Genomic DNA, 19,986 nt, shown 5'->3' with positions numbered 1-19,986 from the left:
TCCTCAGCCCTTGGCCACAGCCGGGGCGCCTGGCGGCGGCGCCGGGATGGGTTGCCCCTGCTCGTCCACCTTCAGCACCTGCGGCGTGACCGGCGCGCCGGGGAAGGCGCGCAGCAGGCCGTCGACGATCACCAGTTCGCCGGCATTGATGCCGGTGACGACGCGCATGCCGCCGATCAGCGCGCCGGGCTTGATCTCGCGCTGCTCGACGATGTTGTTCTTGCCGACCACCAGCACCACCTTGCGCGTCTGGTCGGTGATGATGGCGCGGTCCGACACCAGCGTGGCGGAATAGCTGCCGCTGCCGACCAGCTGGATGCGGGCGAACAGGCCGGGCGTGTAGAGGCCCTCCTTGTTGTCGAACACGGCGCGCCCGCGCATCGAGGCGGTGGCCGGGTTCAGGCGGTTGTCGACGAAGTCCATGTGGCCTTCATGCGGGAAGCCCTCCTCGTTGGCCAGGCCCAGGCGCACCGCGTTCGGCACATCGCGCGACGATGGACGGCTGCCGTCGCGCGCCGCGCGCATGTATTTCAGGTAGAGCGCCTCGCTGGCGTCGAAGTAGGCGTACATGCGGTCGTTCGACACCACGGTGGTCAGCACCGGATCGCCGATATTCACCAGATTGCCGACCGTGACATTGGCGCGCGACGTGCGGCCGGTGACCGGGGCGACGATGCGGGTGAACTCCAGATTCAGCCTGGCCTGCGCCAGCGCCGCCTCGTAGGCCTTGACGTTGGAGTTGGCGTTGGCGACCGCCGCCTTCAGCTGGTCCAGCTCCTGCTGGCTGACGCCGCGCACGGCGACCAGTTTTTCCGCGCGCGCCAGCTCGGTCTTGCTCAACTCTCCGGAAGTGCGGGCGGCCACCAGCTGCGCCTCGACGCGGGCCGCTTCGGCGGCGAACGGACGCGGATCGATGGTGAACAGCGGATCGCCCTTGCGCACCATCTGGCCTTCGCGGAAGTGCACCTGCATCAGCGTGCCGGCCACCCGCGAGCGGATGTCGACCGTGTCCGGCGCCTCGAGGCGGGCGGTGAATTCGTCGAATTCCTTGACGTCGCGCTTGACGGCCGGCGCCACCGATACCGCGGGCGGCCCGCCCTGCGGGCCGCCCTCCTCGTGCTTGGCGCAGCCGGCCAGCAGCGCGAGGAGTATGGATAATTTGAACCAGCGCGTAGACGCCAGCGCCGCCAGGATATTCATTGTGAACCCCTCAGTAACGGTGTCAATTTATACAACTAGTTTCATTCTAGTCAAATTTGGCACACGCTGTCATTAACAAATAAGAGGTATATCAATTGCGCGCGTATCGACGAGGCGAACAGTCCATAACGCGTTTGAGCCACGGCTTGGCGCCTCAGGGTTGTACCGGCAGGCCGTGACGCTTGATGTGGTCGATCAGTTCGCGGTTGTCCGGCAGGCCGGCCAGCATCCGGCCGGCCAGCGCCCGGGTGTCGCGGAAGCAGGCGTCGGCCAGGCCGGGATGGTCGGAGCGGCGGCGGCCGTCGCCGTAGTCGGTGTCAAAGCCCATGCCGTACAGGACGTACTGGTAGCTGGCGGCGGGGAACACTTCTTCGATGCGGTGCAGGTCGTAGCGCGACGGCGGCTGGTGGCGCCACAAGGTCAGCAATTCCTTCAGGCGCGGCGGGATCGATCCCGCACGGCGGTTGTCGCGCCAGTACTGGGTGTCGTCGCGCCGGCTCAACACGTAGTGCAGCTTGAGGAAATCGATCACCCGTTCCCAGCGGTAGAGGAAGGCGTCGTTGTAGCGGCGCGCCGTGATGTCCATCGCGGCGCGGTTGGCCGGCAGCGCGTCGGCCAGCGTGGCGGCCGACAGCTCGACCATCGCCAGCGCCGACGCCTCCAGCGGTTCGAGAAAGCCGGCCGACTGGCCGATCGCCACGCAGTTGCGGTGCCAGAAGCGCGCGCGGTAGCCGGGCTGGAACGACAGCTTGCGCGGGGTCGGCACTTCCTGGCCGGGGCTGGTGCGCCGCACATAGGCGTGCAGCGTGCGCTCGGCCTGCTCGTCGCCGGTGTGGGCGCCGGAATAGACATAGCCGATGCCGCGCCGGGCCGGCAGGCCGATGTCCCAGATCCAGCCGTGCGCCTGCGCGGTCGACAGCGTCTGCGAGGCGATCGGACTGTGCTCGTCGGGATAGGGCATCTGCAGCGCCAGCGCGCTGTCGTTGAACAGCACGTGTTTTTGCGACAGGAACTCGACGCCGTAGTGCTGGCCCAGCAGCAGCGACTGGGCGCCGCTGCAGTCGATGAACAGGTCGCCCCGGACGGCGCCGTTGCGGCGCGTCTGCAGGGCGGCGATGTCGCCGTCGTCCTGCGGCAGCACGGCGTCCACGTGGTCGACCAGGTGGCGCACGCCGAGGACCTCGGTACAGTGGCGGCGCAGGAACAGGCCGAACTTGCCGGCGTCGAGATGGTAGCCGTAGTTCGACACGGCGGCAAACTCCGGCGTGGCGGCCTGCTTGGGCGCCTTGCCGTGCAGGCAAAGCTGCGGCTGGAAGCTGACCACGCCGGCGAACGGCTGGTCCGCGTGGCGGGCACGCCAGCGGGCCGGCAGGTTGGCCTCGCCGTAGCCGTGCGGCACGACGAAGGGATGGAAATAGAAATCGTCGTCGCCGCCGTCGACCCAGGCGTTGAAGCGCGAACCCTGCTTGAAGGAGGCGTCGCATTCACGGAAGAAATCGGTCTCGGACACGCCGATACGCGCCAAGGTGTCGCGCATGCTGGGCCAGGTGCCCTCGCCGACGCCGATCGGCGCCACGTCGGGCGACTCCAGCACGGTCACCTTCAGCGCCGCGTGTTCGGCGGCGATCACCGCCGCCGTCAGCCAGCCGGCCGAACCGCCGCCGACGATGACGATATGTTGTAGCTGTTGCAGCTGTTGCAGCTGTTGCGGCTCAGGCCCATTCATAGGTTGGAATCCTTGCAGCCCGGTGCCACCACCAGGCACGAGAAAGCACAGGCCGCCATGAAGGCGGCCTGCGGGTCAGGCCGGGACGGCTGGCGCCGTCCCGGTGTCTGCGGCGGTTAGAACTTGTACCGAGCCGACAACATGTAGCGCGGTCCCGATTGTGCCAGGCTCAGTACCATCATGTCGGTACGGCCGTGCACGCGCTGCAGCTGGTCGGTCAGGTTGATCGCTTCCAGCTGGAAGCTCAGGTTCTTGTTGTAGGCATAGCCGACGTTGACGTCCACCTGTCCGTACGGCTCCACGTACTGCGGATTGGCGCCTGCCAGGTCGGTGGTCGACGACAGGAACTGCCCGCGCCAGTTGTACGCGGCACGGACGCTCCACTTGTCATCCTCGTAGATACCCACCAGGTTGGCCGAGTTGCTCAGGCCGACCAGCGCGAACTGGTCGCCCTTGCTGGCGTTGTTGAACGCCAGCCCCGACTTGACGTAGGTGTAGTTGGCCTGGATGCCGAAGCCGCTGTTGCCGAACATGTGCTGCCAGTTGATCTCGGCGCCGTGCAGGTTGGCGTCCTGCGCATTGACGTAGCTGGTGGTCTGGAACTTGATCGCCGGATCGCTCGGCTGGCCGGTGATGACGCCGGTGATCTCGCCCTTCTCGTTGTCCGGCCCGCGCACCACGCCGGGCTGGCCGTTGAAGTTCTTGAAGATGTAGTTGCGGATGCAGGCGGTATCGGTGACGATACAGCCGGCGCCCAGCGCCGCGTTCCAGTACTTGCCGCCGACCGGCGTATGCAGGTTGGCCTGCGGTACATCGGTCACCGACTGGCCGGCGTAGTTGGTCAGCTTCTTCTCGAACAGGCCCAGCGACACCAGGCTGCGCTTGTCGTAGTACCACTCGGCCGACAAGTCCAGGTTCTTCGACTTGACCGGTTTCAGAGCAGGATTGCCGGTCGATGCCGAGTCGCCGTTGACCGACGCGGTGGCACCGATGGTGGTGCCGCCCTGGATCTGGTCGTAGCGCGGACGGCCGATGGTCTCGCCGTAGCTGGCGCGTACCTTGAAGTCCGAGCGCAGGTCGGCGTCGATGTCCAGGCTAGGCAGCAGGTTGTGGTAGGAACCGGTCTGCGAGGTGAACGCCTTGCCCGCGAAGGTGATCGGGAACTCGTTCTGCGAGACCCAGCGCACTTCGCTCGGCGTCTGCGACAACGCGGTCGACAGCACGTCGGTCTTCTCGAAGCGCGCGCCGATGCCGGTGTGGATAGGAATCGCGGTATCCCACTCGGTCACCAGCTGGACGAAGGCCGACTTCGATTTCTCGGTGGTGCGGCGGTCGTAGTCCGGGTTGTCCAGGCTTGGCATGTACAGCGCCGGCTTGCCGGTGGTGTCCGACGCCACCTGGCGCACGGCGGCGAAGTTGAAGGTGTGGATCTGGTTGAACAGGTTGGGATCGTTCACGCCGTCCATCTTGCCGAAGTACTTGCGCAGGTCGTCCGCCTGGAACAGCGATTGCGGATAGTCGGAGGCCTTGGTGGCGCCGCCCCAGCTGTCGCTCTGCACCTGCTGGAAGGCCGAACGGTTCTTGACGTTGGTGACGGCCAGACCGAAGTTCAGGTTGGACGCTTCCATCAGTTTCAGGCTGGCGCTGGCCTGGCCCTGGTCGATGGTCATCTTCTGGTAGCCGTCCTGGAACCAGGAGCCGGACACCTGCATCGGCGCCGCGGTGAAGTTCGCGCCCTGGATGCTCAGCACCGGCATTTCGTGGGTGAAGTCGACGCCGGTATTGCCGCGGCTGAAGCTGACGGTGGCCAGGTCGTTGGCCGAGCCGAACGGGCTGTCCTTCTGCGACACCGCCGACGAACTATGCGCGTCGAACACCACCTTCAGCGACGGCGTGGCTTTCCACACGGCGTTGAAGCCGAGCGACTTGTTGGTCGACTTGGTGGCGTAGTCGCCGCCGTTCATCGCGATATCCTGCGCGGTGACGTTTTCCTGGTAGTAGATCGGCGAGGCGATCGGGCCATCGGTCCACTTGCTGACGGACGGACCCAAGTTGAACCAGGCGCTCAGCTCGTGCGAGCGGGTCTGGATCTTGTTTTCCGAATAGGTGTAGTCCAGCGTGGTGGTCAGGTCGGTGGTCGGCTTGAACTGCAAGGCCAGCTGGCCGTTGGTGCGCTGGCGCTGCATGCCCTTCATGAAGTAGGAAATGTTCTGCGGCACCGAGTACACGTCGCCCGGCTTCGGACGGTTGGTGATGTCGCTGTAGCCCGGCTGGCCCGCCTGCGGGATCGTGCCCCAGTTGTTTTCGTCGCCGGTGAACGGGCCGCGCCAGCCGTTGGGGATGCCGGCGGTGTTCACGCCCAGGTTGCGCTTCTGGTAGCTGCCGCTGATGGCGACACCCCAGCGGCCGTCGGCCGAGGTGTTGCTGTAGATGCCGGAGATTTCAGGCGTCAGCGAGGTGCTGGCCTTGTCGGCGTCCGGCAGGTGGTTGTTCGAGGTGTCGTACACGCCCTTGACGCCGACGCTCGAATGCATGCCGGGATTGTCGAACGGACGCGCGGTCATGATGTTGACGGTGGCGCCGATGCCGCCCGGCGGCGTGTCGGCGCGGCTGGTCTTGTACACCTGGATCTGCGAGATCGCCTCGGACGCCAGGTTGGAGAAGTCGAACGCGCGGCCGGACAGGTCGCCCAGGTTCGAGGTCGGCATCTGGCGGCCGTTCAGCAGCACCATGTTCAGGTCGGGGCCGACGCCGCGCACGGTGACTTTCTGCCCTTCGCCGTTGCTGCGGTCGATCGACACGCCGGAAATGCGCTGCAGCGATTCGGCCAAGTTGGTATCGGGGAACTTACCGATATCGTCGGCCACGATGCCGTCGACGATACCGTCGGAATTGCGCTTCAGGTTCAGCGTCGATTGCATACTGGCGCGGATACCAGTGACAACGACGGTCTGTTCGGCCGGCGGCGCATCGGCCGCCTTGACGGCCTCTTGCGCGTAAGCCGAAGACAGGCTCAAGCAGGCACTGGCGACCGCCAGGCTGATGGCCCTGCGTCGGGAATTCGGGTGGACTGCCCCCTTGGTGGTATGGTTTCGCACTACGTCTCCTTATTAGATTTATTTATATCTTCGACGCTGATCGAGCAGGCCGTAAGCAACGCCGATGATGGTGACAACTACAACTACTCTGAAGTGTTCTGTTACAGAAACTGGCGGCGGCGCGGATGGCCCCCGGTCACGCGCACGCCAGGTCGGCATGCAAACGTTTTCAAACTTAGTTCAATCAAATGACGAATTGATAAAGCCAACTCAGGATATGAGAAAAAAACTCATTAGTCAATTGATCGAACGAATTCAAACGAGGAAGTTGCGGGCTGTTGTATGGACGCCGCAAAGCGCCAAAAAAGCGCGGATGACTCGACTGCATTTCATTGGTGTATGATCCCTGCCTGACTCCTCACCTCGAACGCTTTCACCTATGATCGTCGCCGGCGACCAACAGCTACTCAAGCAAGTCAATCGCATGGCGCTGGTGCGCCAGCTGTGCAACCAGCCGGGACTGTCCCGCGCGGGGCTGGCCGAAACCGTCGGCCTGACCAAGTCCACCGTCAGCCTGCTGGTGCGCGAGCTGCTGGACGAAGGCTGGCTCAGCGAAAGCGCATTGCTGGCCACCGGCGCGCTGGGCCGGCGCGCCACGCCGCTGCACCTGGACGGCACCCGCCTGGCGCTGCTCGGCGTCGACCTCGGCATCGGCGCGGCGCGCATCGTCGCCACCAATCTGCTGGGCGAAGTGCTGGACGAGGCGGTGATCGACTACGCCAACGGCGCCGACGCCATCGCCTGCATCGGGCAGATGGCGGCAGGCGTGCTGCACATGGCGCGCGCCGACGGCGCGCTGGCCGGCCGCGCGCTGCTGGGCGTGGGCATCGGCCTGCACGGCGTGGTCGACGACGCCACCGGCGTGCTGCACTACGCGCCCCACCTCGGCTGGCGCAACGTCGACGTGGCCAACCAGATGCGCTCGCACTTCGCCTTCACCGCGCTGGACGGCAAGCCGCTGTTCATCCAGAACGAGGCGAACGTGGCGGCGCTGGCGGAGCTGGAATTTTCCAACCAGGCCGGCGCCGATCCGCTGATCTACCTGAGCATAGGCTACGGCGTGGGCGCCGGCATCATCGTCAACGGCCGTCTGCTGACCGGCTTGTACGGATTCGCCGGCGAGGTCGGCCACACCATCCTGCAGCAGGACGGACCGCCCTGCTCCTGCGGCCGGCGCGGCTGCGCCGACGCGCTGATCGGCCTGCAGGCACTGATGGACGAGGTGAATGGCAAGCCGGCGCACGGCGCCGAGCTGCTGGAAAAGCTGTTCGTGCAAGTGGAGGCGGGAGACGCCGCCGCCTGCGACGTGGTGGCCGCGGCCGGCCGCAAGCTGGGGGTGCTGCTGAATAACCTGTGGGTGGCGTTCGATCCGATGTGCATCGTCATCGGCGGCGCCGCGCTGCGCCTGGGCGACCGCTTCCTGGAGCCGGGCCGCCAGGTGCTCAACGACTGCGCCAGCGCGACGCTGCTGCCGGCGCCGGCGATCCGCACGCCGCGCTTCGGCATCAACGCCATCGCCATCGGCGGCGCGGCGATGGCACGCCATTACCTGATGCGGCCATTCGCCGACCAGAGCGGCGGGCGCCGGCCCACCCCGAAAGTCGGCACCGGCCTGCCGCAGGCCACCGGCGTCGCCGCCGGCTTCTGGTCCTGGAGCTGAGCGAACCTTAACCGACCATCAGCTTGGCCGATTTCAGCTTGACGCTGTCCGGACCGACATGGATGGTAAAGCTGCCCGGCTCCACCACGCGCACCATCTCGGTGTTGAAGAACCACAGGTCGGACGGCTTGATGTCGAACCACAGCGTGCGCTTCTCGCCCGGCTTCAGCGTCACGCGCTGGAAGCCCTTCAACTCCAGCACCGGCCGCGTGACCGAGCTGATATCGTCGCGGATGTACAGCTGCACCACTTCGTCGCCGGCCAGCTTGCCGGTGTTGGTCACATCCACTTCCACCTTGGTCGATTCGCCGACAGCGATGCTGGCCTTGACCAGGCGCGGTTCGGAAATATCGAACGTGGTGTAGCTCAGGCCAAAGCCGAACGGATACAGCGGCTTGGTCGAACCGTCGATGTAGCCGCGGCGCGCCGACGGCTTGTGGTTGTAGAAGATCGGCAGCTGGCCGACGCTGCGCGCGATCGACACCGGCAGCTTGCCGCCCGGGTTGGCGCGGCCGAACAACAGGTCGGCGGCGGCGAAGCCGGTCTGCTGGCCCATGTACCAGCCTTCGATCAGCGCGTCGGCCTTTTCCGCCAGCAGGTTGACCGACAGCGGACGGCCGTTGAGCAGGAACACCACGGTCGGCTTGCCGAGCGCGAAGATGGCGCGCGCCAGGTCGTTCTGCTGGCCCAGCATGTCCAGGCTGTCGCGGTCGCCCAGGTGGTTGTCGGCCCAGGCCTCGCGGCTGGTCTGCTCGTTGTCGCCCAGGACCATGATGATGGTGTCGGCCGACTTGGCCGCCTGCACCGCCTCGGCGATCAGTTTGGCGTTGACTTCCGGCGGCGTGAACTTGATCTCGTCGGCGCCCCACACGCGGCTGTCGGTGATGCGCACGCCTTCGGAATACGCCAGCTCGAAGCCCTGCGCCTTGGCCTCGGCCTGCAGGCCTTCGTAGATCGACACCACGTGGCGCGGCACGTCCGAGTAGCCGCCGATCGGGCAATCCTTGGCGTGGGTACCGAGCAGCAGCACCTTGCCCACCTTCTTGCCGTCCAGCGGTAGCACGCCCTTGTCGTTCTTCAGCAGCACCGGCGTGCGCGTGGCCGCCAGGCGCGCCAGCGCGACGGCTTCCGGCGTGGCGGTCAGGCTGTCGGCCGCTTTCGCATCGACGTAGGGCTGCTCGAACAGGCCTGCATTGAATTTCAGTTCCAGCACGCGGCGCACCACGGCGTCGATCTCGCTTTCGGCGATGCGCTTTTCCTTCACCAGCTCCGCCAGCGTCTTGTAGCCCAGGCCGTCCGGCGTTTCGATGTCGACGCCGGCCTTCAGCGCGCGGTAAGCGGCTTCCTTCGGCGTGGCGGCCAGCTTGTGGCGCGTGACCAGTTCATTGATGCCGAAGTAGTCCGACACGGTCACGCCCTTGAAGCCCCACTCCTCGCGCAGCACCTTGGTGATCAGCCAGTGGTTGGCATGCGACGGCACGCCGCCGATCTCGTTATACGACGGCATGACGGCGGCGACGTTGGTTTCCCTGATCAGTTTTTCGAACGGCGGGAAGAACTCCTCGCGCAGCGTGCGTTCGCTCACTTCGGCCGGGCCGATGTTGGTGCCGCTTTCAGGCTGGCCGTGGCCGGTCATGTGCTTGAGCGTGGCGTAGACCTTGTCCTTGGCCAGCACCTTGCTCTCGCCCTGGAAGCCCAGCACGGCGGCCTTGCCCATCTCGCCGCACAGGTGCGGGTCTTCGCCATAGGTTTCCTCGATGCGGCCCCAGCGCGGTTCGCGCGCCACGTCCACCACCGGCGCCAGCGCCAGGTTGGCGCCGCGCGCGCGCATCTCGCGCGCCGCCACGCTGAACACCTTGCGCGCCAGGTCGGTGTCGAACGACGACGCCAGGCCGATCGCCTGCGGGAAGCTGGTGGCGTCGCGCGCGACGTAGCCGTGCAGCGATTCCTCGTGCATGAACAGCGGGATGCCGAGGCGGGTCTGCTCGACCGCCCACTTCTGGATCGCGTTCACATAGGTCGCCGTTTCCAGCGCGTTGCGGTTGTCATGCGCGCCGGTGTCGCCGGCGCCCGCCGCCTGGCCCAGCTGGCGGTCCGACGGACGGGCGATCATGCCCAGGCCGTTCGGAAACGCCTTCTGCGCCTTGGCCGGCGAGAACTCGCCTTTCGCGTCCTGGATCTCGGTCTTCTGCTGCCAGGTGCACTGCATCTGCATGATTTTTTCTTCCAGCGTCATGCGACCCAGCAGGTCGTCGACGCGCTGCTGCACCGGCAGGGTCGCATCCTTGTACGGCGCCTTGGCGGTGGCGGCCAGCGCCATCGAACCAGGCAGCACGGACAGGCCGGCGATGCTGGACATGGAAGTTAAAAACTGTCTGCGGTTGTTCTTCATGTTATCTGTCTCCGTTGGTATTCTTTTATGGTGTTCTTTGATGATGCCGCTTAGCGCTTGCCTGCGCGGGTCGCAACGTCCACCCACACTGCCAGCGTCAGGATGCAGCCCTTGACGATCATTTGCCAATACGTGTCCACGTCCAGCATCGACATGCCGTTGTCGAGGCTCGCCATCACCAGCGCGCCGATCAGCGCGCCGTGCACGGTGCCCGAGCCGCCGCGCATCGAGGTGCCGCCGATGAAGCAGGCCGCGATCGCATCGAGTTCGCCGGAGGTGCCGGCCGACGGCGAACCGGCCGCCAGGCGCGCGGTGTTGACCAGGCCGGCCAGTGCGCACATCAGGCCCATGATGCCGAAGATCCAAAGCTTCACCGCCTGCACATTGATGCCCGACAGGCGCGTCGCTTCCATATTGCTGCCGACTGCGTAGACGCGGCGGCCGAACACCGTCTGCGTGGTGACGTAGCTGAAGATGCCCAGCAACGCCAGCAACAGCAGCACCGGCAGCGGAATGCCCTCGTACGAATTGAAGGTCGTGACGAACGCCAGCAGCACGGCGCCCAGCACCACCACCTTGGCGGCGTCGCGCCAGACCGGCGCCACGGCCAGGCCGTAGGCGGCGTGGCTGCGGCGCTGCTGCCATACCAGGAATACCGCGACGGCGAACAGCACCACGCCCAGCGCCACGCCCAGGGTCGGCGACAGGTAGGCCTGGCCGAGGTAGACCAGGTCGTCCGATACCGGCGCGATGGTCACGCCGCCCGTCACGCCCAGCACGATGCCGCGGTAGGCCAGCATGCCGCCCAGGCCGACGATGAACGACGGGATTTTCAGGTAGGCGGTCAGGTAGCCGTTGAACAGGCCGATCACCAGGCCGATGCCCAGCACGATCAGCAGGTTCAAGGGCAGCGGCAGATGGTGCGACACATCCAGCACCGCCGCCACGCCGCCCAGCAGGCCAAGCAGCGAGCCGACCGACAGGTCGATCTCGCCGGCGATGATCACCAGCGACATGCCGCAGGCGACGATGCCGGTGATGGCCATCTGGCGCATCAGGTTGGACAGGTTGCGCGGCGTGACGAAGCCGCCCTCGGTATGGTAGCTGAAGAAACCCCAGATCAAGGCGACTGCGATCAGCAGGGCCAGCATTTTGTACTGCGTGAATAACTGTTTGATGTTGTTACTGTTCATGGCAAATCCAGATCTAGGAGAGTATCAGTGCAGCGCAGGCTGCGTTTGGTCCAGCGCCGCGGCCAGCACGGTTTCCTGGCTCAGGTTATCGTTGACGAAATCGCCGCGCAGCTTGCCCTCGCCGACCACCAGCACGCGGTCCGAGATGCCCAGCACTTCGGCCAGCTCAGACGACACCATGATGATGGACATGCCCTGTGCGGCCAGGTCGAACATCAGCTGGTAGATCTCGAACTTGGCGCCGACGTCGACGCCGCGCGTCGGTTCGTCGAGGATCAGGATCTTCGGTTTGGTCAGCAGCATCTTCGACAGCACGGCCTTTTGCTGGTTACCGCCGGACAGGCTGGTAATCGGCAGGAACGGCGTGGCGGTCTTCAGCTTGACGCTCTTGATCTCCTTGTGGATGGTCGCGAGTTCGGCCTGCTGGTCGATGCGGGTGGCACGCGCGAAATCCTTCAGCACCGTCAGCGTCATGTTGTGGCCGACGCCCAGGTCGGGCACGATGCCGTGCTGCTTGCGGTCTTCCGGCACCATCGCCAGGCCGGCGCGGATGGCCTTCAGCGGTGTGCGCGTATCGAGCTTGACGCCGTTGAGCCACACCTCGGCCTCGCTCGGTCCCGGATAGGCGCCGAACAGCGCCGACACCAGCTCCGTGCGGCCGGCGCCCACCAGGCCCGCGATGCCGAGGATCTCGCCCTTGCGCAGCTTGAAGGAGATGTTGTCGACGCGCTTGCGCTGCGGGTTGTCGGCGTCGTAGCAGTTGACGTTGCGCGCTTCGAAGATGACTTCGCCCGGCACGTGGCTGCGTTCCGGATACAGCTGGTTCATTTCGCGGCCGACCATCTGCGCGATGATGCGTTCGATGTTCATGTCGGCCATCGGCGTGGTGGCGATGTGCTGGCCGTCGCGGATGACGACGATGGTGTCGCAGATGTCCGCCACTTCATCGAGCTTGTGCGAGATGTAGACGCAGGTGACGCCCTTGGCCTTGAGCGAATGGATAATCTTCAGCAGCACCTTGATCTCGGAGGCCGTCAGCGACGACGACGGCTCGTCCAGGATCAGCAGGCGGGCGTTCTTGTTGAGCGCCTTGGCGATCTCGATCAGCTGCTGGTAGCCGCCGCCGTACTGCTTCACCGGCAGCACCACGTTGACGTCGCGGATATCCAGCTCGGCCAGCAGTTCCTCGGCGCGGCGGTTCATGGCCGCATAGTCCATGCGGCCGCCGGGCAGCTTGATCTCGTTGCCGAGGAAGATATTCTCCGCCACCGACAGCTCGGGCACCAGCATCAGTTCCTGGTGGATGATGACGATGCCCGCCGCTTCGGTTTCGCGGATCGACTCCGCCCGCAGCGGCTTGCCGTCCCACAGGATCTCGCCGTCCCAGGTGCCGTGCGGGTACACGGCGGACAGCACTTTCATCAGCGTCGATTTGCCGGCGCCGTTTTCACCGCACAGGCCTGCGCACTCGCCGGCCTTGAGCTTGATGTCGATGCCGTTGAGCGCGCGAACACCGCCAAATTCCTTGACGATGTTCTTCATTTCCAGCAGATAGTCAGCCATACCGACTCCTTAGTTGGCGGACAGCTGGGCCTTGGTGTAGAAACCGTCGTCGGACAGCACGTTCACGTTGGCCTTGGTCAGCGCGATCGGCGCCAGCAGCAGCGTGCTGACCTTCTTCATGCCGTTCTCGTAGGTGGAGTTGTAGGCAGGCGCCTGGTTGCGCACCAGCTGCACCGACAGCCTGGCCGCTTCCGTCGCGATCAGCTTGAGCGGCTTGTAGACCGTCATCGCCTGGGTGCCGGCGATGACGCGCTTGACGGCTGCCAGGTCCGCGTCCTGCCCGGACACCGGCACCTTGCCGGCCAGCTTCTGCGCGGCCAGCGCCTGGATGGCGCCGCCGGCGGTGGCGTCGTTGGAGGCCACCACGGCGTCGATCTTGTTGCCGTTGGCGGTCAGCGCGTTCTCGACGATGGACAACGCTTCGGAAGCGCTCCAGTCCTTGACCCACTGCTTGCCGACGATCTTGATGTCGCCCTTGTCGATCAGCGGCTGCAGCACTTTCAGCTGGCCTTCGCGCAGCACCTTGGCGTTGTTGTCGGTCGGCGCGCCGCCCAGCAGGTAGTAGTTGCCCTTCGGTTTCAGCGCGACCAGGCTGCCGGCCTGCAGCTCGCCGACCTTGGCGTTGTCGAAGGAGATGTAGGCGTCGATGTCCGCGTTGAGGATCAGGCGGTCGTAGGACACGACCTTGATCTTGGCCTTCTTCGCCTCGCGCACCGCGTTGTTCAGCACCGTGGCGTTGTACGGCACGATGACCAGCACGTCGACGCCGCGCGAGATCAGGTTTTCGATCTGCGAGATCTGGCGCTGTTCGCTGGCGTCGGCCGACTGCACGTAGACCTTGGCGCCCAGCTTCTCGGCTTCCGCAGTGAAGTAGTCGCGGTCGCGCACCCAGCGCTCAAGGCGCAGGTCGTCGATGGAAAAACCGATCTTCGGGTTCTTGGCGTCCGCTTGCGCGTAGCCGCCGGCCAATGCCATCATGGCGCCGAGTACGGCGGTGGCGATAATCTTCTTCATGTTGCTGTCTCCAGTAGGATTTTTTATGTTTAGTGGTTGTGGCGCGCCAGCGTGTGGCCGACACCGCGGTAGTCGACCGCCAGTTCCATGCAGGCGCCGCTCTCCATCTGGCCGACGGTGGAGCGGTACAGCTGCTGCCACGGCGTCTGGCTTGGCGGCACGGCCGGTATGCCTTCGGCCTTGCGCTTGGCGAGTTCCTCGTCGCCGACCAGCATATTGCAGGTGCCTTCGTTCAGGTCGACGCGGACGACGTCGCCGTTGCGGATGTAGGCCAGGCCGCCGCCCACCGCGCTCTCTGGCGAGGCGTTCAGGATCGACGGGCTGTCCGAGGTGCCGGACTGGCGGCCGTCGCCCAGGGTCGGCAGGTTCATGATGCCGCGCTTGATCAGGGCATCAGGCGGTTGCATGTTGACGACTTCCGCCGAACCGGGCCAGCCCACCGGGCCGGCGCCGCGGATGACGAGGATGCTGTCCTCGTCGATGTTCAGCGACGGATCGTTGATGCGGTCGTGGTAGTCGCCGGAACCGTCGAACACCACGGCGCGGCACTCGAAGATGTTCTCGGCGCCCGGCTTGCTCAGGTAGCGGGCGCGGAATTCCGGCGAGATCACGCTGGTCTTCATGATGGCGAAGTCGAACAGGTTGCCCTTCAGGACGAAGAAGCCAGCGTCTTCCTTCAGCGGCGCGGCGAACGGATAGATCACTTCGCGGTCGTTGGTCTCGCGGCCCTTCAGGTTGTCGCTCATGGTGGCGCCGGTGACGGTCAGTCGGTCCGAGCGCAGCTTGCCGTTCTGTTCCAGTTCCCACATCACGGCCGGCACGCCGCCGGCGCGGTGGAAGCGCTCGCCGAGGAATTTGCCGGACGGCTGCATGTTCAGCAGCAGCGGCACCTTGTGGCCGTATTCCATCCAGTCGCTCGACTTCAGTTCGACGCCGGCGTGGCGCGCCATCGCGACGATGTGCTGCTGGGCGTTGGTGGAACCGCCGATGGCGGCGTTGACCACGATCGCGTCGAGGAAGGCCTCGCGCGTCAGGATCGCCGACGGACGCAGGTCCTGGTGCGCCATCTCGACGATGCGCTTGCCGGTTTCATAGGCCATCTGGCCGCGCTCGCGGTACGGCGCCGGAATCGCGGAGCAGCCGGTCAGCGACATGCCCAGCGCCTCGGCGATGGCGTTCATCGTCGACGCGGTGCCCATGGTGTTGCAGTGACCGGCCGACGGCGCCGAGGCGGCGGCGATCTGCAGGAACTTCTCTTCATTGATCTTGCCGGCGGCCAGCTGCTTGCGGCCTTTCCAGATCGCGGCGCCGGAACCAACCAGTTCACCATCGAGCCAGCCGTCCAGCATCGGGCCGCCGGACAGCACGATGGCGGGGATATCGACGGTGGCGGCGGCCATCAGCTGCGCCGGGGTGGTCTTGTCGCAGCCGGTGGTCAGCACCACGGCGTCGATAGGATAACCGTGCAGGATCTCGACCAGGCCCATATAGGCCAGGTTGCGGTCGATGGCGGCGGTCGGGCGGCGGCAGTTTTCGAAAATCGGATGCAGCGGGAATTCCATCGCGATGCCGCCCGCGTCGCGGATGCCGTCACGCACGCGCTTGGCCAGCTCCAGGTGGATGCGGTTGCACGGACTGATGTCGCTGCCCGATTGCGCGATGCCGATGATGGGGCGGCCGGAGCGAAGCTCCTCCGGCGTGATACCGTAGTTCATGAAGCGCTCGAGGTACAGCGCGGTCATGTCGATGTGGTCTGGATTGTCAAACCAATCCTGCGAGCGAAAACGGCGAGGTGTGTTCATATTGCCTGTCCTGGTAAATATTCGTTTTGCAGCTGGCCCGGCGACGCCACGCGGAAGCTGAACAAGCCTCCCGCCAGCGGTTGCCGGCTCAGTTCTTCGTCCGTCAGTCCCTTGCGCGCGGTCGTCACGAAGACAGTGCGCAGGTCGGCGCCGCCAAAGGCGACTTTGGTGATGTTAGAGCATGGCATATTAACCGAATCGAGAAATTCGCCTGCCGACGAATAGCGCTCGATGCGCGCGCCGGCGAACAGGGCGATCCACAGCGCGCCGTCGGCGTCCACCGCCGTGCCGTCCGGATAGCCTTCGCCTTCGATGCGAACGAAGACCCGCTTGTTGGCCAGGGAGCCCTGGTCGTCCACGTCAAACGCGTAGACGGTTTTTTCCAGCGTATCGGTGTGGTAGAAGGTGCGGCCGTCCGGGCTGATGCAAGGCCCGTTGGTGATCACGTAGCCGCTGTCCTTGCACTGCAAGGCATCGTCTTCGCACAGGCGGTACAGCGAGCCGCTGGGCGCCGTTTCGGCATTGTCCATGGAGCCGAACCACAGGCAGCCGTGGCGGTCCACATAGCCGTCGTTGAGGCGGTTGCCCGGCAGGTCGGCTTCCAGTTCCACCAGCGGCGTCAATTCGCCGCTGTCGAACGAAAAGCGCATCAGGCGGCCCGGCAGGCCGCAGACGAAACCACCGCCGTGCATCGGCAGCGCGAAGCCGACTTCCTCCGGCACCGTCCAGCTTTGCCGGCGGCTGCCGTCCTCGCCGCAGCGATGGATGGCGCGCTGCTTGATGTCGACGAAATAAAGGGCATTGTCACCGGCATGCCACACCGGGCCTTCGCCCAATGTGGCCGCCAGCGGCCAGATGCACTCAGGCTGGGTGATGTTCATGCACCATACCATCCGGCGTCTACGAAGTAATCGCGGCCGGAGCAGCGCCCTGCATTGTCCGATGCCAGGAACAGCGCCATCGCGGCAATGTCCTCGGGCTCCACGCGCTCATGCAGGCACTGGGCGTTCAGGATCTCCTGTTCGCCTTCCGGCGTATGCCACAATGCCATCTGGCGCGGCGTGCGCACCGAACCCGGGATGATGCAGTTGACGCGGATGCCGGAGGCGCCGAGGTCGCGCGCCAGGCCGCGGGTCATGCCTTCGATGGCCGCCTTGGCGGTCATGTACAGGCTCAGGTTGCCCAGCGCGAGGTGCCACGAGATCGAACCGAAGTTCAGGATCACGCCGGTGCCTGCAGCCTTCATGCCCGGCGCCACGGCCTGGGCGCAGAAGAACTGGTGGCGCAGGTTGACGGCCAGGCTGTCGTCCCAGTATTTCGGCGTGACGTCTTCGATGTTGTGGCGGTTGTCGTTGGCGGCGTTGTTGATCATGACCTCCACCGTGCCGTGATCGCGCTCGATCTGCGCGAACACGCCGGCCAGCGCATCGAGGTCGGTCAGGTCGCAAGGGAAGAAGCGCGGCGGATACTTGGCGTCCTTCAGGCTGGCGGCCAGCTCCTTCGACTCCTCCACGGCGATGTCGATAAAGTACACCTGCGCACCCTGCTTGACGAAGGCGTCCACGATGGCGGCTCCGATGCCGGTGCCGCCTCCCGTGATCAGTACGCGTTTGTCTGCCAGGCTGGGATAGGTGGCGTAGGCCATGGGTTGCGCCATAGTGTGTTTCTCCTGTTGATTCGTTGGGTTCATAGCAGGCCGCGTTGGGCCAGGTTGCGGTAGAGCGCGCGCACGCCGAAAGTCCATGGCGTGATGGCGTCGCTCAGTTGTACGTGATTGACCAGCATGCCCAGCGACGGGCTGCTGATGCTGACCCGGTCGCCCAGCTTGTGGGTGAAGCCGGCGCCCTTCGCGCCACGGTCCTTGATCGGCGAGAACATGGTGCCGAGGAAGAGCATGAAGCCGTCAGGGTATTGATGATGCGCGCCGCAGGTTTGCGACACCAGGTCGAGCGGGTCGCGGCTGATCTCGCGCATGAAGCTTGCGCCGTCGAGTGTGAAGCCGTCGTCCGCGCCTTCGATCAGCATGCGCAGTTCCGCCCTGCGCACGGTGTCGATGGTGAAGCCGCCGTCGAACAGGCGGATGAACGGACCGATGCCGCAGGATGCGTTGTTGTCCTTGGCCTTGCCCAGCAGGAGCGCGCTGCGGCCTTCGATGTCGCGCAGGTTGACGTCGTTGCCCAGCGTGGCGCCGACGGTCTCGGCGCGGCTGTTCACCGCCAGCACGATCTCCGGCTCAGGGTTGTTCCATTTCGATGCGGGATGCAGGCCGACGTCGGCGCCGAAACCGACCGCCGACATCGGCTGCGATTTCGAGAACACCTCGGCATACGGGCCGATGCCCACTTCCATGTACTGCGACCAGGCGCCGCGCTCGATGAACTGCTGCTTGAGCTTTTCCGCTTCCGGCGAGCCGGGCTTGATGGCCGACAGGTCGGCGCCGATGTCCTTCAGCAGCGCGCTGCGCAGCGCGTCGGCGCGGCTGGCGTCGCCGCCGGCCTGCTCTTCGATCACGCGTTCCAGCAGGCTGACGGCGAAGGTCACGCCGCAGGCCTTGATCGCCTGCACGTCGCACGGCGCCAGCAGGCGCGGAGCCTGAGGGGAAGCGTCGTTGGCCAGCGCGTTATCGATCAGCGCTTCCACGCGGCCCAGCGGCTCGCCCGGCGCGCTGCGCGCGAAGGCGGCGGGATCGTCGCGGTCCAGCAGGTCGGCCACGGTATTGGCCTGGGAGGTGATGTCGAACACTTCACCGTTGCGCACGACCACCACGCAAGGGCCGTTGATGTCGCCGGCGCGCCAGACGCGGCCTACCAGCAGGGCGTCCGGCAGGTCGGACGGCAGGTGCGCCGCTGCGGGCGCATGCTTGAGATTATTTTTCACGGGTTTTCCTATGTCTCGTAAGGCCAGGTGCAGGTACAGCTCAACGCCCCAGGCTCGGTTTTTTGGGTGAATATGTCCAATCAGGTACCAGATACCGCATCGCCATCGCGTCGTCGCGCGCCGTGGTGGCTACTTTCTTATACAGCTGGTGCGCAGCTTCGATGCGCTCCATGTCGGGCTCTATGCCCAGCCCCGGCGCCTGCGGCACCTTGACCTCGCCGCCGACGATCCGCAGCGGATCGACGGTCAGGCGTTCCTGGCCTTCCTGCCAGATCCAGTGGGTGTCGATGGCGGTGATCTTGCCCGGCGCGGCGGCCGCCGCATGGGTGAACATCGCCAGCGACACATCGAAATGGTTGTTGGAGTGCGAACCCCAGGTCAGGCCCCAGTCCTGGCAAAGCTGCGCCAGCCGCACGGAGCCCTGCATGGTCCAGAAATGCGGATCGGCCAGCGGAATGTCGACCGCGCCCAGCAAATGCGAATGGGCCATCTGGCGCCAGTCGGTGGCGACCATGTTGGTGGCGGTGGCGATGCCGGTGGCGCGGCGGAATTCCGCCATGACCTCGCGGCCGGAGTAGCCGTTTTCGGGACCGCACGGGTCCTCGGCGTAGGCCAGCACGTGGCCCTGGCCCTTGCACAAAGCTATCGCTTCGCTCAGCGACCAGGCGCCGTTCGGATCGAGCGTGACGCGCGAATCGGGGAAGCGCGCCTTGATCTCGGCCACCGCTTCCATTTCCTCGGCGCCGCGCATCACGCCGCCTTTGAGCTTGAAGTCGCGGAAGCCGTACTTGGCGACGGTGGCCTCGGCCTGCGCCGCGATGGCGGCCGGCGTCAGCGCTTCCTGGTGGCGCATGTGGTACCAGCCGGACGCGCCGTCACCGGTCAGGTACGGCAGGTCGGTGCGGGTACGGTCGCCGATGTAGAACAGATAGGCCAGCATCGGCACGCTGTCGCGCTGCTGGCCGGCGCCGAGCAGTTCGCATACCGGCACGCCCAGGTGCTGGCCCAGCAGATCGAGCAGCGCCGCTTCGACGGCGGTGACCACGTTCTCCAGACGGAGGTTGATCTCGTGCGGCTGCTTCAGCACTTCCGCCTCGGCGGCCGAGGTGACCTGGTACTGCTGGCCGCTGACGTCCTTGTTGGCGATGGCGTCGCGGATGCCGTTCAGCGTGCGGTTGTAGCGGCCGATCTGGGTGCCGACCACCAGCGGTACGGCGTTTTCCAGCGCGCGCAGGATGCCGGCGCCGCCTGGCACTTCGCCCATGCCGGTATGTCCAGCGCTGTCCTTCAGCAGGACCAGGTTGCGGGTGAAGTATGGCGCGTGGGCGCCGCACAGATTCAGTAGCATGCTGTCATGACCGGCGACTGGCACAACCCGCATTTCCGTAATTACCGGAGATGCGCTTCCCGGCAAATTTGTTGCATGTACCATCTCTTTACCCTAAAATGAATAGCGCTAAC

14 protein-coding genes are annotated in these 19,986 nt (G+C 65.6%); 2 read left to right on the top strand and 12 right to left on the bottom strand.

Features of this window, described 5'->3' with window-relative positions; translation table 11 throughout:
* Positions 1-3: 3 nt before the first annotated feature.
* The 3 genes from ABWW33_RS22670 to ABWW33_RS22660 form a co-directional block, all read right to left on the bottom strand.
* Complete coding sequence (locus ABWW33_RS22670; RefSeq protein WP_353403856.1) at positions 4-1,200, bottom strand: efflux RND transporter periplasmic adaptor subunit; 1,197 nt, start codon at positions 1,198-1,200, stop codon at positions 4-6.
* Positions 1,201-1,354: 154 nt separating this feature from the next.
* Positions 1,355-2,926, bottom strand: a complete 1,572-nt coding sequence (locus tag ABWW33_RS22665; RefSeq protein WP_353403855.1) for a tryptophan halogenase family protein — start codon at positions 2,924-2,926, stop codon at positions 1,355-1,357.
* Between the two features lie 116 nt (positions 2,927-3,042).
* Positions 3,043-6,024, bottom strand: a complete 2,982-nt coding sequence (locus ABWW33_RS22660) for a TonB-dependent receptor (protein WP_353403854.1) — start codon at positions 6,022-6,024, stop codon at positions 3,043-3,045.
* 64 nt (positions 6,025-6,088) lie between these two features.
* Between ABWW33_RS22660 and ABWW33_RS22655 the strand changes: the two genes are divergently transcribed.
* Together ABWW33_RS22655 and ABWW33_RS22650 are read left to right on the top strand one after the other, a co-directional pair.
* Entirely contained in the window at positions 6,089-6,367 is a 279-nt protein-coding gene (locus ABWW33_RS22655) for a hypothetical protein (RefSeq protein WP_353403853.1), read from the top strand.
* A 36-nt stretch (positions 6,368-6,403) separates the two neighbouring features.
* Complete coding sequence (locus tag ABWW33_RS22650) at positions 6,404-7,684, top strand: ROK family transcriptional regulator (RefSeq protein WP_353403852.1); 1,281 nt, start codon at positions 6,404-6,406, stop codon at positions 7,682-7,684.
* A 7-nt stretch (positions 7,685-7,691) separates the two neighbouring features.
* On the opposite strand, the gene ABWW33_RS22645 is transcribed toward ABWW33_RS22650, so the two are convergent.
* Genes ABWW33_RS22645 through ABWW33_RS22605 form a run of 9 tightly spaced genes read right to left on the bottom strand, consistent with a single transcriptional unit; the run spans position 7,692 to position 19,957 of the window.
* Positions 7,692-10,076, bottom strand: a complete 2,385-nt coding sequence (locus ABWW33_RS22645) for a glycoside hydrolase family 3 N-terminal domain-containing protein (protein ID WP_353403851.1) — start codon at positions 10,074-10,076, stop codon at positions 7,692-7,694.
* Between the two features lie 50 nt (positions 10,077-10,126).
* Complete coding sequence (locus tag ABWW33_RS22640) at positions 10,127-11,269, bottom strand: sugar ABC transporter permease (RefSeq protein WP_176653052.1); 1,143 nt, start codon at positions 11,267-11,269, stop codon at positions 10,127-10,129.
* A gap of 24 nt (positions 11,270-11,293) precedes the next feature.
* The gene (xylG, locus tag ABWW33_RS22635; RefSeq protein WP_176653053.1) at positions 11,294-12,832 is read right to left on the bottom strand and encodes a D-xylose ABC transporter ATP-binding protein; all 1,539 of its coding nucleotides are present in this window, start codon (positions 12,830-12,832) and stop codon (positions 11,294-11,296) included.
* Positions 12,833-12,841: 9 nt separating this feature from the next.
* On the bottom strand, positions 12,842-13,846 hold the full coding sequence (xylF, locus tag ABWW33_RS22630) for a D-xylose ABC transporter substrate-binding protein (RefSeq protein ID WP_353403850.1): 1,005 nt from the start codon (positions 13,844-13,846) through the stop codon (positions 12,842-12,844).
* Between the two features lie 29 nt (positions 13,847-13,875).
* Positions 13,876-15,648: an IlvD/Edd family dehydratase gene (locus tag ABWW33_RS22625; protein WP_353403849.1), complete on the bottom strand. Its 1,773-nt coding sequence runs from the start codon at positions 15,646-15,648 to the stop codon at positions 13,876-13,878.
* Complete coding sequence (locus ABWW33_RS22620) at positions 15,645-16,529, bottom strand: SMP-30/gluconolactonase/LRE family protein (protein WP_353403848.1); 885 nt, start codon at positions 16,527-16,529, stop codon at positions 15,645-15,647. The genes ABWW33_RS22625 and ABWW33_RS22620 overlap by 4 nt, the downstream gene beginning before the upstream one ends.
* Positions 16,526-17,293 carry a D-xylose 1-dehydrogenase gene (gene xylB / locus ABWW33_RS22615; RefSeq protein WP_353403952.1) on the bottom strand — a complete coding sequence of 256 codons (768 nt, stop codon included), beginning with the start codon at positions 17,291-17,293 and terminating at the stop codon, positions 16,526-16,528. Before xylB ends, ABWW33_RS22620 begins: the two co-directional genes overlap by 4 nt.
* Before the next feature lie 41 nt (positions 17,294-17,334).
* Positions 17,335-18,525 carry a fumarylacetoacetate hydrolase family protein gene (locus ABWW33_RS22610; protein ID WP_353403847.1) on the bottom strand — a complete coding sequence of 397 codons (1,191 nt, stop codon included), beginning with the start codon at positions 18,523-18,525 and terminating at the stop codon, positions 17,335-17,337.
* 40 nt (positions 18,526-18,565) lie between these two features.
* Entirely contained in the window at positions 18,566-19,957 is a 1,392-nt protein-coding gene (locus ABWW33_RS22605) for an enolase C-terminal domain-like protein (RefSeq protein WP_353403846.1), read from the bottom strand.
* Positions 19,958-19,986: the final 29 nt, after the last annotated feature.

It is taken from the genome of Duganella hordei, assembly GCF_040369125.1.
GTDB lineage: Bacteria > Pseudomonadota > Gammaproteobacteria > Burkholderiales > Burkholderiaceae_D > Rugamonas > Rugamonas hordei.
Note: the sequence above shows the minus strand (reverse complement) of the source record. Positions and strands in the feature narration are given on the sequence as shown.

Coding starts and splice junctions, on each gene's coding strand:
- ABWW33_RS22670 (WP_353403856.1), bottom strand. CDS start 1,200: ATGAATATCCTGGCGGCGCTGGCGTCTACGCGCTGGTTCAAATTATCC.
- ABWW33_RS22665 (WP_353403855.1), bottom strand. CDS start 2,926: ATGAATGGGCCTGAGCCGCAACAGCTGCAACAGCTGCAACAGCTACAA.
- ABWW33_RS22655 (WP_353403853.1), top strand. CDS start 6,089: ATGATGGTGACAACTACAACTACTCTGAAGTGTTCTGTTACAGAAACT.
- ABWW33_RS22650 (WP_353403852.1), top strand. CDS start 6,404: ATGATCGTCGCCGGCGACCAACAGCTACTCAAGCAAGTCAATCGCATG.
- ABWW33_RS22645 (WP_353403851.1), bottom strand. CDS start 10,076: ATGAAGAACAACCGCAGACAGTTTTTAACTTCCATGTCCAGCATCGCC.
- ABWW33_RS22640 (WP_176653052.1), bottom strand. CDS start 11,269: ATGAACAGTAACAACATCAAACAGTTATTCACGCAGTACAAAATGCTG.
- xylG (WP_176653053.1), bottom strand. CDS start 12,832: ATGGCTGACTATCTGCTGGAAATGAAGAACATCGTCAAGGAATTTGGC.
- xylF (WP_353403850.1), bottom strand. CDS start 13,846: ATGAAGAAGATTATCGCCACCGCCGTACTCGGCGCCATGATGGCATTG.
- ABWW33_RS22625 (WP_353403849.1), bottom strand. CDS start 15,648: ATGAACACACCTCGCCGTTTTCGCTCGCAGGATTGGTTTGACAATCCA.
- ABWW33_RS22620 (WP_353403848.1), bottom strand. CDS start 16,529: ATGAACATCACCCAGCCTGAGTGCATCTGGCCGCTGGCGGCCACATTG.
- xylB (WP_353403952.1), bottom strand. CDS start 17,293: ATGGCCTACGCCACCTATCCCAGCCTGGCAGACAAACGCGTACTGATC.
- ABWW33_RS22605 (WP_353403846.1), bottom strand. CDS start 19,957: ATGGTACATGCAACAAATTTGCCGGGAAGCGCATCTCCGGTAATTACG.